An 11,918-nucleotide genomic window follows, 5' to 3' on the forward strand; every position below is an offset into this window, starting at 1 on the left:
TCAGTCCTTCTCCATTTCCATAAGCACATCGTTGCCGATCCGGCGCACATCAGTGGTGCGGAAACGTTTAGCGTCGCCAATCGTTCCCGCGATTTCGCGGTCGAGCACTCCCCGTCCGGCCCCCAGCAGTGCAGGGGCAATGTAGGCCTGCACCGCGTCGACCAGGTCGAGTTCCAGGAAACTCGCCGCCAATGTTGCCCCGCCTTCTACAAGCACATCTCTCGCGCCGCTATTCCACAGCGCTGTCAGCGCGGCCTGTGGAGTGTCGTATTGCTCAAACCCGAGCTCGGTCAGGTTGCCGCTGGGAACAGCCCGCTTACCGACGACCACACGTCGCGGCTGGTGCTCATACAGAGCGCCATCGCTGTGGCGGGCGGTCAACGATGGGTTGTCAGCAAGCGCGGTCCCCGTGCCAATGACAATCGCGTCACGTTTCGTGCGATCTGCGTGCACAGCGGCGCGGGCTTCGTCGCAAGTGATCCACTTGCTCGTCTTATCGGCCGCTGCCGTAAACCCGTCCAGCGTCGACGCAAACTTCAGCGTCACACTCGGGCGGTTGTTGCGCACCGAGCGAAGCCAGGGCTGCAGTGCCTCCACACGGGTGTGAAGTAGGGCCACATCCAATCCATGTGTTCGCAACCAATCCGCGCCGCCGGATGCAGGCTCAAACGGATCAGCGGTCAGATACACCACCCTCGCAATTCCGGCATCCACCAACGCTTGGGTACACGGACCTGTCCTGCCAGTGTGGTTGCACGGTTCCAAAGTGACAACGGCAGTCGCGCCCTTCGCCCGTGGTCCCGCTTCGCGCAGAGCGTTGACCTCAGCATGGGGCCCGCCCGCGGGAGAGGTCCCGCCAGTCGCGATAACTTCCCCGGATGCGTTCACGATTGCGCAGCCCACCGGCGGGTTCGGCGAGGTCGTCCCGCGCACTGCGTCACCCTCCGCTATGGCCGCAGAAACCGCGTTGGCTAACGCGGGATTATCATGTGTCACGCCTGCGCAGCCTCAGTTGCCAACTCGCGGAGGCGCTCTACCGCCTGGGCTGGGTCGTCTGCGCCGAATACGGCGGAACCAGCAACGAATGCGTCCACACCGGCCGCTGCCGCTTGTGCGATAGTGCTGTTGGCAATGCCACCGTCGATACCAATGATTGTGTCCAGGCCCGCTTCCGCAATGCGATCGCGAAGCGTCATCACCTTGCCCAGGACCTCGGGCATGAACTTCTGGCCGCCAAATCCTGGCTCGACACTCATGACCATGACCTGATCAAAATGCTCGAGGTCATCGAGGTACGGCTCGATTGCGGTCCCTGGCTTGATGGCGAAGCCGGACTGTACACCGAGTTCGCGGCACTGCTTCGCAGCAGCTACATGGTCGTCGGTCGCTTCGACATGGAACACGAGGCGGTCGCCGCCGGCCTTGACGTAGGTTTCAAACCACCGCTCCGGCTCCTCGATCATCAAATGCATATCCAGGAATTGGTCCGTCACGCCGTTAACCGCCTTGGTCACGTCGGGACCAAAGGACAAGTTGGGCACAAAGTGGCCGTCCATGATGTCAACGTGGATCAGGTCTGCGTTGGGGACCTTGCGGACGTCGTCGCCAAGCGCTGCATAATTAGCGGCAAGAATTGATGGTGCGATGTAAATCATGAGGTGTCCTTAAACTTCGGTGGTCGGCTCGGGTCCGAGTTTTCGCAGTACAGCGAAAAACATAGCGTCTGTTCCGTGTCGATGCGGCCACATCTGGACGCTTGGCAAGTCGCCAACGTCATCCATGCCCGCTGCGTACTGGCTCGCATCGAGCTCCTCGACCTTGCCATCAGCGAGGATCGTGTCGACGATTCCCCTGGTTTCTCGCACATCGGGTGAGCACGTGGAGTAGACGACAATACCGCCGGACTTAACTAGCTCGATTGCAGCCGAGAGCAATTCGCGCTGAAGCACGTTGAGTTCCGCGATGTCTTCCTCACGCTTGGTCCAACGCGCCTCTGGGCGGCGGCGAAGCGCTCCGAGACCGGAACAGGGTGCGTCGACGAGAGCACGGTCGTAGCCCGGCTCAAGGCCAGAGCGACGACCATCGGCAGTATGGACGCGCACAGGAAGATCACGCACGGTTTTCCGAATGAGTTCAGCACGGTGCGGACTCACTTCGACGGCATCAACTACTGCGCCATCGATAGCAGCCAGCGCCCCCATGAGCGCCGCCTTACCTCCCGGCCCAGCGCACAAGTCGAGCCATCGGCCTTGGTCGTCTTCGACCGGCACGTCCACTACTGCACGCGCAATCACCTGCGAGCCCTCGTCCTGAACTGCGGCGAGCCCCTCGCGTACCGGCTGCAACTGTCCTGGATCACCTTCAGGGAGGTAGACGGCGTACGGTGAGTAGCGCCCCTCTTCTCCGCCAGTGACCAGCGCTAACTCCTCCGCACTCATCTCGCCTGGTCGAGCAACAAGATGTACGACCGGGCGGTCTGAATCAGCCTCAAGCGCAGCCTCAAGCTCGTCGTCTCTCGAGCCCAGTGCAGCACGGATCGATTCCGCGATCCACACCGGGTGCGCATGGCGGAACGCCACCGCAGCAAGCGGGTCCTCCGGTTCAAGCTTGCGGAGCCACTCCTCCGCTGGAGTCCGCGTAATCGAGCGCAACACGCCGTTGACAAAACCCTTGGCCTTGAATTGACCGGCCGCTTCAACCAAACGTACGGAGGTGTCGACGGCCGCATGGTCCTCCACTCGCGTGTACAGCAACTGGTAGGTGCCGAGCCGCAACGCAGTCAGCACTTCAACAGCCATTCGGTCCAGGCCGCGGGATGCGTTGTCTGCAATCACAGCGTCAAGAACACCAAGGCTGCGCAGCGTACCGTAAGTCAGCTCGGTTGCAAACGCCGCGTCACGACCGGTGATCTTTCGCTCACGCAAGACCGTAGGCAAGGTGAGGTTCGCAAAAGCCGCGTCGCGCTCGACGCGTACCAACACCTCAAATGCCGCCTCGCGCGCCGGGTCACCGATGCGCGCGGTTTCGTTCACGGACGCAGCTTCTTTGCGACGCCTCGGCGCCTGCCGCGTGTTTGCTCGCCCGTTTCGCTTCGGCTGGTGTTCACGGCGCCCTGCTGCGCGTGACCGGAATCCACCACTCATTCGAACGTCATCCCTTCCGCCCGGACATCGTTGGCCAAGCCTCGAGCCCAATCAGCTGCGTTCATCATTTTCTTGCCGGGTGCCTGAATCGTGCTGAGCACGACGTCACGAGTACCGGTTCCCACTCGCACCTCGTTCTTGCCAAATGCAACCTGGCCCGGGGCGAGCTCGGTTGAATCGACAGACGTTACTGGCCCGAGCTTGAATCGCTCCTCGCCTCGCATAGTCCATGCACCAGGCGCTGGAGTATGCGCACGAATTGCCCGATCGATGACCGTGGAATCGGCGGCCCAGTCAACGCGCGCATCTGCAGTGAGAATCTTTGGCGCATAGGTTCCCTCTTCAGGCTGTGCTTTCGGCGTCAGTGTGCCGGATTCAAGACCATCCATGGTGCGAACGAGCAGGTCTGCGCCGGAGTACGCCAAACGCTCGAGAAGAACACCGGCGGTGTCGTCGTCGGAAATTGTGTCTGTGAGGGTGTCCAAAATGTCGCCGGTGTCCAACCCTTCGTTGATCCGGAACGTCGTCGCACCGGTGGTGGCATCGCCCTCGCGGATCGCGGCCTGTACCGGCGCAGCACCGCGCCACTGCGGCAGCAGCGAGAAGTGCAAGTTCACCCAACCGTGCGTCGGAATATCGAGCATGCCAGCAGGAATCAGGTTGCCGTACGCAACGACCGGGATCGCGTCTGGGGCGATGTCGCGCAGTCGGGCCGCGGTGTCGTCGTCAAGTTTCTCGGGTGTGAGCACCTCAATGCCATGCTCGAGTGCAACTGCCTTCACCGGCGACGGATGCAACGTGCGCCCCCTACCCTTGCGTGCATCGGGTCGCGTCAGCACGGCCACTACCTCATGTTCCGATGCCAGCAGCCGCTCCAGTGCCACTGCCGCCGGCTCAGGGGTACCTGCAAATACAAGTCTCACGGTTAGTTCTCCTTATTCCACTCCGCCGCGGCAATCGCATCGAGTGCCGCTTTGCGGTCAGCTGGCGACATTCGGGCCGTAAACATCACGCCGTCGAGATGGTCTGCTTCGTGCTGAATGCAGCGTGCGAGCAATCCGCTGCCGCGTAGTGTCAGCGGGCGCCCACACATGTCGGCGCCATGGGCAACCACGGTGTTGTGCCGCTCAACAGTCCCGCGAACATCAGGCACCGAAAGACATCCCTCCACACCAATTTGGGTATCTTCGCCCAACGGCGTCCACACCGGGTTCACGATGTGTCCCCGAAGGCCCTGACAATCGAACACAAACACTCGCTGTGCGACACCGACCTGGTTTGCCGCTAGGCCAACACCCCCAGCCGCATCCATCGTCTCAAGCATGTCGCCCACGAGCCTGTGCAGGCGTTCGTCGAACACATCCACCTCCTCCGCTGCCGTGTTGAGCACCGGATCCCCGAATAGACGAATGTCGCGTATGGCCATGAACGCCAAGTGTACTGACCTGGACAAGCGAAATTTCGCTTACCCGATATCCACCGGATTGACCTGGATACGCAGTGGCAGTTCCTGCTTGGACGTCGTCCACGCGACTGCCCCTGCCCGCAGCGCCTTGCCCAGCGCAGACCGCCCAGTTAACGGCGCGCGCACCAGCATGCGCTGCGCCGGACCGTACTCACGCTGATCCCACTCGCCGGGCAAACGCACACCCGGGGGCAAATCCACAGGCCCCAGGATCTCCGCGTAGTCCGGCAGGTCGGTGCGCTCAAAGAACGGCTCCAGCGCGTCTCGGGGCGCGTCAACCACGGCAACGTGGACCGCCGGCGGTAATCTCGCCTCGCGGCGCAAAGCCAGCTCTGCAGCTGCAAATCCCGGCGCGTCCCAGCGAATGAGATGCTGCACGACCGGCATGCTCGGCTCCGCTACCACTACGACTTCTCCGCCATCGGCATGCGGTTGGACAAGCGTGGCAGCAGCCATCCATTTCGACAGCGTGTCCTCCACTGCCCTTAAGTCAGGGCGTTGTACGAGCGCCCACGCGTCAAGCAGCACAGCAGCACCGTATCCGCCTGGTACTCGAGGTTCTGCGCCTGGCGTGGCGACGACAATCGCAGGCCCCGCGTCAATCGTGCGCGAAATACGATCGCCCCCGGACGTTTTGACCCTATATTTCGCAAACGCACGGCCAAGCTCTTCTGCGGTGCGTTCGGTGCCCAGTACGACAGCCCGCACACGCCGGGAACCGCATGCCGGACACACATGTGCAGGGTCCATTCGGCCACACCACCGGCATGTCGGTGCCGCTGCTTCACCACCGGACGGCAACCCCAGCGGTCCGTTGCACCAACGGCAACGCGACGGTGTACGACACTGCCCACACGCAAGAGATTGGATATAGCCGGTGCGTGGCACCTGGAACAACACGGGTGTGCCCCGCTCGAGGGCTTTCGTCGCGGCTGCAAATGCTGACGAAGGCAGACGCGCCTGTTTAGCCCTCGGGTCCCGTTCAAGCTCAAAGTCAGAATCGCCCGCGGCGTGAATGTAAGGCGAACGTGTACGAAGCGTTTGGCGGGGTGCGACCAGTTCGTGCATCCAGCCAGATTCCACCAACAGTTGCGCCTCTGCTGTGCGTGAGAATCCACCGATGACCAAACATGCGCGCTCAAGGCTCGAGCGCGTCGTGAGCACCTCCCTGGCGTGAACGTAGGGCGCGCGAGGATCCACGAGGTTGTCATCGCCGTCGAACATGACGACCATCAACCGCAAGTTCTGGACCGGCGCGAACGCGGCGGAGCGGGTCCCTACCACGATGCGCCCTTGGCCGTGCAGAACGGACAGGTAGCGGGAATACCGTGCTTGGGGTCCCTGGGAGGCGGTCAAAGTCGTCACTTGTTTTGCCGCAACGAGCTCGCGTAGCGCTTCCTCGCAACGGTCAACAGCATCTTGGTCCGGAACCACAATGAGCGCGCCACCGCCGTCCTTTGCCACCTTGACAGCGAGTGCGGCAAGCGCGGCAGGCCAATCCTCGCCCGGCACCAACTGCCACGCGGCACGAGCCAGCTTTCCCTCTACTACGGCATCGACGAAGGACTCACCGTGTGTGTACGTCGTCCATGCGGAAAGGTCCGGCTCGGCTACCTCCCCGAGCTCCACCCATGGTGTGGAGGTATCCGTTTCTTCCGCTTTCGCATGTCGTGCGGGTATTGCAGAGCGATAAATGTCGGATCGGATGCCTGCGTACCGGTCCGCGAGTGCGTCGATAAGCATGCGCGTGTGCTCCGGGGCCACGACCTCGGGTGAGATAACGCGTTCGATGAAGCGCAGTGAGCCTTCATGGCTTGTCGACGACACCCGCTCCAGCACGATCGCATCCACGAGCCTGCCTGCAAACCGAACCCGCACGCGGACGCCTGGCTGTGCGGCATCGGCATCCTGCTCGTCGACAAGATAATCGAAGGCCCGATCAAGGTGCGCGAGCCCCAACATAGGCAGCACGCGGGCCACAGGCAGGTTGGCAGCTCGCGTGTTCGACATGGTGCAGCATTCTAAACCACGCCACGACACGACACTCCGGACCTAAGGCTCAGCTGTGCGAAACAGTGCGGTAGTAATAGATGCATCACAAATCAATCGCGCCGATGAGGGACCCGCTTCCGCCATGAAACGTCTGCTTCCCGCAGTCTTATCCGTCTGTATATCCGCTGCAGTTGCCGCAGGAGCCATGACTGCTCCCCAAGCACATGCGGTTGACGTCACAAATCTTTCGCTAGGAAGCAAGCAGACACAACAGCTTTTTGCAGGCTCCTCCCTTGGCCCGATACTTAGTCCAGGTAACGGCTCGCCGATCGACAACGTATCCGCCTACATCCACGGCTCGTCGCAAGGCGCACAGCAAGCCGTACAGGACAACTGGCGCAAGGCATACAACCAACTCCCCCAACAAGTTCGAGATAGCGTGCCACCTCACCTGCGCCCTGCACCGCAGGAAGAAGAGACTGTGCCGGTAACCGTGGTCCCGGCAGCGGAGCCAACGTTGTCTCCTAACGCAACCAACTGCAGCAATTGCGTAGCAATTACGTACGACGACGGACCGGTTCCCGGTACGGAGCGCCTGCTCGACATCTTCAAGCGCAAGAATGCGCATGCGACGTTTTTCGTCGTCGGTAACAACGTCAATGCAAACCCGAAGATCCTGCGCCGCATCCGCGCCGAGGGCCACACGATTGGCAACCACTCGTATTCACACCCGGACCTGGCGCGCCAATCCGACGCGACGATCGGGTCACAGCTCAGCGACACGAGTGCTGCCATTGAGAAGCAATCGGGAGTGAAGGTGCACTGGGTGCGCCCGCCCTATGGTTCCTACGACGGCCGTGTAATCAATGCTTCCAAGGCCCGTGGCCTATCGCTGGCAATTTGGGACGTTGACACGATGGATTGGAGCCACCGTGACACCGCACGCACCTGCTCCATAGCGGTCAATCAGGCGCAAGCTGGATCGATTGTGCTCATGCACGACATCCACGAGCCGACCATCAACGCAGCGGAATGCATCATCGATGGTCTGCGCGCCAAGGGGCTGCGTCCGGTAAGCCTCGACGAGATGATTAAGGACCCCGTCCCGGGGCGTGTGTACACCCACGCGAATTAGCCGTTAGACTTCGTCGCCATGACTGATCCAGGCGAGCATACAGACGAGCAATCGGAAGACACTGCAGACCGCGAAGGTTGGCTCAAGGCACTTCCCTATGCCGTTTTTGCACTGTATGTGATCGCACCTGCACTCCTCATTCCCGTCGCTGGCACGCCATGGCTCCTCGTTGGTTTCATCTTTGCTGTCGCTGCTATCGCGGGGCTTGTCGACGGCTACTGCTTCCGTCCCTCTTGGACATTGCCACTATCCGCCGCTGGCGGTTTCTGGGTGGCGAAGATCCTTTACTTCAATGACGGCACCTTCATCTATGCACTCGGCGTGGCTGTCGTGTCGGCGCTTTGCGCGTGGCTGATGTCTTTGGTGCGCAAACAGCCGGCCCCGATGTCGTCGACAAGCAGTGCACAGGTGTAGCCGATGGAAACCTGGAGCCTCAACCACCCGAAGTATGGGCTTATCGAACTGCGTGTGGGATTCGACCGCGACTTCGCGGCAGAGGACCCTGAGTGGCCCGGAGATGAGACTGACAAGGAAGGTACGCTAGCCACAGACGAGCACACCCTGCGCGAACGCATCGAACTCTGGGCAAAGAATCCGAGTGAGCGCATGGAAGTGTGTGTCGACGGCACCGTGCAGCACCGCTACAACGACGTGAACAGCGGGCGACTCCCCCTTTTTGGAAACGGCGGGGCAAAACTCGAGACTCCAATGGGGATCGGCGTTGACCGCCAAAAGCCTCACCTTAAACTGCGTGCAAGTGGCTTCGACGAACTGCTCAGTGTCGAGTTTCGGGAGGGCGACACCATCGTCGAGTTCGACCCTCCAGAAGGCTCACGCGGTGCGAAACGGCGTCGGACAATGGAATCGAGTTCGCTCAAGCGCACACTCATCCCTATGGCCGAAGGCTTGGGCAAAGGTGGCTGGGCGCTGGCGGTGATTGTCCTCGGTCCGATCGTAAGCCGAATCATCGACCGGCTTCTGCGCTACCTTCCGGACTGGGAACTCCCCGACATCACCTTGCCGCACATGGATCTTCCGGTCCCGCACCTTCCCCAAATGGATCTTCCGCTCCCCCAGATCAACTGGCCTGAATTAGACCTCCCGGACTTGCCCGAGTGGGTTCTTGTTGCGCTCGAATACTCCAAGATCTGGCTGCCAATCCTCATTGGCGTGGTTGTCGGCATCGTGGCCTTGCGCAACCACAAGAAGTCTGAACAGCAAAAAGCCGCCTGGGACAAACCCCAAGCGGCTTCGAAGGAACCTTAAACGCCTGCGGCTGCGCGCAAGTCGTCCACCTTATCGGTGTGCTCCCAAGGCACATCGATGTCTGTGCGACCAAAGTGGCCGTAGGCAGCGGTTTGGCTGTAGATCGGGCGCTTCAGATCCAAATCGCGGATGATCGCATCCGGTCGCAGATCGAAGACCTTCTCCACTGCCTGCTGGATCGACTCGTTGGTCTGCCCCTCAGCGGCGGTACCGAACGTCTCCACATACAGGCCAACCGGGGTTGCACGACCAATTGCGTACGCAACCTGAACCTCAACACGGTCTGCGAGGCCCGCAGCGACAATGTTCTTCGCCACCCAACGTGTCGCATACGCGCCGGAGCGGTCCACCTTTGAGGGATCCTTGCCAGAGAACGCGCCACCGCCATGGCGTGCCATACCGCCGTAGGTATCCACAATGATCTTGCGTCCGGTCAGGCCTGCGTCCGCCATCGGACCACCGGAGATAAACGAGCCAGACGGATTGATCAGGACCTTGGTGTCCTCGCGGTAGAACTTCTCCAGACCGCCGTCTTCCATGACCCAAGCGATAACGTGCTCTCGCAGCGCCTTCTCAAGTGACTCACCAGTGAAGTGTGGGTCGTGCTGCGTGGAGATCACGATCGTGTCGATAAACGCCGGGGTATCACCGTCGTACGCAAACGTGACCTGAGTCTTGCCGTCTGGGCGAAGGCCGTCGACGATGCCCTCGTGGCGCACTTGGGACAGTCGGCGCGAGAGGCGGTGTGCAGTCGCGATCGGCAGCGGCATGTACTCCGGGGTCTCGTTGGAGGCGTACCCGAACATCAGCCCCTGGTCACCCGCACCAGACTGGTCAGTCTCTTCCGTGGAGGCCTGTTCGCGCACCTCCTGGGAGGTGGTCACGCCGTCCGCAATCTCCTGCGACTGATCGCCGATTGCAATGTTGACGCCACAGCTGTTGCCGTCGAAACCAACCTCGGAGGAGGTGAACCCGATTTCCACCAACTTGTCGCGCACGATCTTCGCAATATTGGAGTACGCAGACGTGCGCACCTCTCCAACAACGTGAACCTGTCCAGTGGTAACGAGGGTTTCCACTGCAACGCGGGACTGTGGGTCCTGCGCGAGCATGTCGTCCAAAATCGCGTCCGAGATCGCATCGCAGATTTTGTCTGGGTGCCCTTCAGTGACGGACTCACTGGTGAACAGTCGGTAGTAAGTGTCGAGTGACAACGGATCTTTCCTTTACGTGGCCTTGAGGCGGATTCTCCAACACACTAGACCAAGCGGTCTAAGTACGCAAAGCTAAGCCCGAAACTTTTCAATCGCATTCCAGATCCGAGCGGCTACCTCGTGTTTCGTTCCGTCCTCAATTTCCACTTCTTCGCCGGACGCACTCAGCAACCAGCCGCGGTTAGTTGACTGACCAAACACATTTCCACCAGCAACCGAGTTCAGCATGAGCAAATCCGCGCCCTTACGCTTGAGTTTCGCGCGACCATTCTCAAGTTCGTTGTCCGTCTCAGCTGCAAACCCGACGATCGTGGCATGAGTCTCGCCAGCATCTCGCTTTTCGACGAGACCTTTAAGGATGTCCGGGTTCTCGGTCAAGCGAACAACGGAGAGCGCGTCATCGCTCTTGCCCTTCTTCAGTTTCGTCGTAGCTTCCGATTCTGGACGGTAATCGGCCACGGCGGCCGCCATCACGATGATGTCTGCGTCTGCGGCACGCTCATCCATCGCGTCTTTCATCTCACGTGTGGATTGCACACGCACCACCTCCGCCCCTGAGGGCACAGATAGTTCCGCGGTTGCTCCAGCCACGATCGTGACCTGTGCTCCCCGCTGCGCTGCGATGTCCCCGAGCGCAAACCCCTGCTTGCCAGAGGATCGGTTACCAATGAAACGCACAGGATCAATATTTTCTTGCGTTCCTCCCGCGCTAATAAGTACGCGGGTTCCTGCGAGCGTCTGCTTCATTGGACCGGTTGCCAACACCGTACGGGCTAGCTGCGCAATCGCCTCAGGGTCCGGCAAACGACCCGGACCCGTGTCCTTTCCCGTCAGGCGCCCATGCGCCGGCTCAAGAACCGTAATCCCACGCGAACGAAGCACCTCTACATTGTGTTGCGTAGCTGGGTTATTCCACATTTCGGTGTGCATTGCAGGCGCAAGCACGACGGGGCATGTGGCCACAAGAATGGTTGCAGCCAACAGGTCATCTGCTCGGCCTGCTGCGACACGAGCCATGAGATCAGCGGTTGCAGGTGCGACAACGATGAGATCGGCCTCTTGACCGAGACGGACGTGCTGGACTTCGTCGACACGTTTGAATACCCCAGTATCAACTGGGTTTCCGCTCAGCGCCTCAAATGTTGCTGCGCCCACGAACGACAACGCGCTTTCCGTAGGGATAACGCGCACATTATCGCCATGTTCTTTAAAGTCGCGAACCAAGTGGCATGCCTTATACGCAGCAATTCCACCGGAGACACCGATCACAACGTTCTTGGGGGCAGACGTGGCTTCGTTCATGTGGGCCAAGCATACAAAAACGCCGTTGTGCGAGCCCCAATGGCTCGCACAACGGCGTCATTAGCAGAAGCGCTTACTGGCCTTCCTCATGTTCGAGGAGACCTGCCTCGATCTCACGCAGCGCGATCGACAGCGGCTTCTCACCAGGCTCTGGCGTTACCAGCGGGCCGATGAACTCGAAAACACCATCTTCGGAGTTCTGGTAGAAGCTGTTGATCTGACGTGCACGCTTGGCTGCAAAGATCACCAGAGCGTACTTCGACGAGACCTTCGTCAGCAGTTCATCGATCGGGGGCGCGGTAATGCCGTCCGGGGTGTCGTAGACACGTTCCTGCTGAGTCTCCTCAACAGCGGTGTCCTGCGACAGGTCATTGGTTGATTCAGTCACTAAAACCCACTCG

12 protein-coding genes are annotated in these 11,918 nt (G+C 60.6%); 3 read left to right on the top strand and 9 right to left on the bottom strand.

Annotated features, from left to right (window positions below; genetic code table 11):
• From ribD to HMPREF2690_RS04355, 6 genes are read right to left on the bottom strand one after another with little or no spacing between them, the layout of a single operon-like run.
• Positions 1 to 996 carry a bifunctional diaminohydroxyphosphoribosylaminopyrimidine deaminase/5-amino-6-(5-phosphoribosylamino)uracil reductase RibD gene (ribD, locus tag HMPREF2690_RS04330; protein WP_070820271.1) on the bottom strand — a complete coding sequence of 332 codons (996 nt, stop codon included), beginning with the start codon at positions 994 to 996 and terminating at the stop codon, positions 1 to 3.
• Positions 993 to 1,655 carry a ribulose-phosphate 3-epimerase gene (gene rpe / locus HMPREF2690_RS04335; RefSeq protein ID WP_070484833.1) on the bottom strand — a complete coding sequence of 221 codons (663 nt, stop codon included), beginning with the start codon at positions 1,653 to 1,655 and terminating at the stop codon, positions 993 to 995. The genes ribD and rpe overlap by 4 nt, the downstream gene beginning before the upstream one ends.
• A 9-nt stretch (positions 1,656 to 1,664) precedes the next feature.
• Positions 1,665 to 3,143 (bottom strand): RsmB/NOP family class I SAM-dependent RNA methyltransferase, encoded by a 1,479-nt coding sequence (locus HMPREF2690_RS04340; protein WP_070820272.1) that lies wholly within the window; start codon positions 3,141 to 3,143, stop codon positions 1,665 to 1,667.
• On the bottom strand, positions 3,140 to 4,066 hold the full coding sequence (gene fmt, locus HMPREF2690_RS04345) for a methionyl-tRNA formyltransferase (protein ID WP_070820273.1): 927 nt from the start codon (positions 4,064 to 4,066) through the stop codon (positions 3,140 to 3,142). The genes HMPREF2690_RS04340 and fmt overlap by 4 nt, the downstream gene beginning before the upstream one ends.
• Positions 4,067 to 4,068: 2 nt before the next feature.
• Positions 4,069 to 4,569, bottom strand: coding sequence for a peptide deformylase (gene def, locus HMPREF2690_RS04350; RefSeq protein WP_070423242.1), 501 nt, complete (start codon positions 4,567 to 4,569; stop codon positions 4,069 to 4,071).
• Positions 4,570 to 4,608: 39 nt separating this feature from the next.
• Complete coding sequence (locus HMPREF2690_RS04355) at positions 4,609 to 6,618, bottom strand: primosomal protein N' (protein WP_070820274.1); 2,010 nt, start codon at positions 6,616 to 6,618, stop codon at positions 4,609 to 4,611.
• A gap of 187 nt (positions 6,619 to 6,805) precedes the next feature.
• On the opposite strand from HMPREF2690_RS04355, the gene HMPREF2690_RS04360 reads away from it, so the two are divergent.
• Genes HMPREF2690_RS04360 through HMPREF2690_RS04370 form a run of 3 tightly spaced genes read left to right on the top strand, consistent with a single transcriptional unit; the run spans position 6,806 to position 9,001 of the window.
• Positions 6,806 to 7,735, top strand: a complete 930-nt coding sequence (locus HMPREF2690_RS04360; RefSeq protein WP_070484836.1) for a polysaccharide deacetylase family protein — start codon at positions 6,806 to 6,808, stop codon at positions 7,733 to 7,735.
• Between the two features lie 18 nt (positions 7,736 to 7,753).
• On the top strand, positions 7,754 to 8,149 hold the full coding sequence (locus HMPREF2690_RS04365) for a hypothetical protein (RefSeq protein ID WP_070820275.1): 396 nt from the start codon (positions 7,754 to 7,756) through the stop codon (positions 8,147 to 8,149).
• A gap of 3 nt (positions 8,150 to 8,152) precedes the next feature.
• Complete coding sequence (locus tag HMPREF2690_RS04370) at positions 8,153 to 9,001, top strand: hypothetical protein (protein WP_070820276.1); 849 nt, start codon at positions 8,153 to 8,155, stop codon at positions 8,999 to 9,001.
• Here HMPREF2690_RS04370 and metK read toward each other — a convergent pair.
• The 3 genes from metK to rpoZ all read right to left on the bottom strand — a co-directional run bounded on the left by metK (position 8,998) and on the right by rpoZ (position 11,905).
• Complete coding sequence (gene metK, locus HMPREF2690_RS04375; protein WP_070820277.1) at positions 8,998 to 10,215, bottom strand: methionine adenosyltransferase; 1,218 nt, start codon at positions 10,213 to 10,215, stop codon at positions 8,998 to 9,000. The genes HMPREF2690_RS04370 and metK overlap by 4 nt on opposite strands.
• A gap of 72 nt (positions 10,216 to 10,287) precedes the next feature.
• Positions 10,288 to 11,517: a bifunctional phosphopantothenoylcysteine decarboxylase/phosphopantothenate--cysteine ligase CoaBC gene (coaBC, locus tag HMPREF2690_RS04380; RefSeq protein ID WP_141761200.1), complete on the bottom strand. Its 1,230-nt coding sequence runs from the start codon at positions 11,515 to 11,517 to the stop codon at positions 10,288 to 10,290.
• Positions 11,518 to 11,590: 73 nt separating this feature from the next.
• Positions 11,591 to 11,905 carry a DNA-directed RNA polymerase subunit omega gene (gene rpoZ / locus HMPREF2690_RS04385; protein ID WP_371325710.1) on the bottom strand — a complete coding sequence of 105 codons (315 nt, stop codon included), beginning with the start codon at positions 11,903 to 11,905 and terminating at the stop codon, positions 11,591 to 11,593.
• Positions 11,906 to 11,918: the final 13 nt, after the last annotated feature.

This window comes from Corynebacterium sp. HMSC034E11, from assembly GCF_001835905.1.
Taxonomy (GTDB): domain Bacteria; phylum Actinomycetota; class Actinomycetes; order Mycobacteriales; family Mycobacteriaceae; genus Corynebacterium; species Corynebacterium coyleae.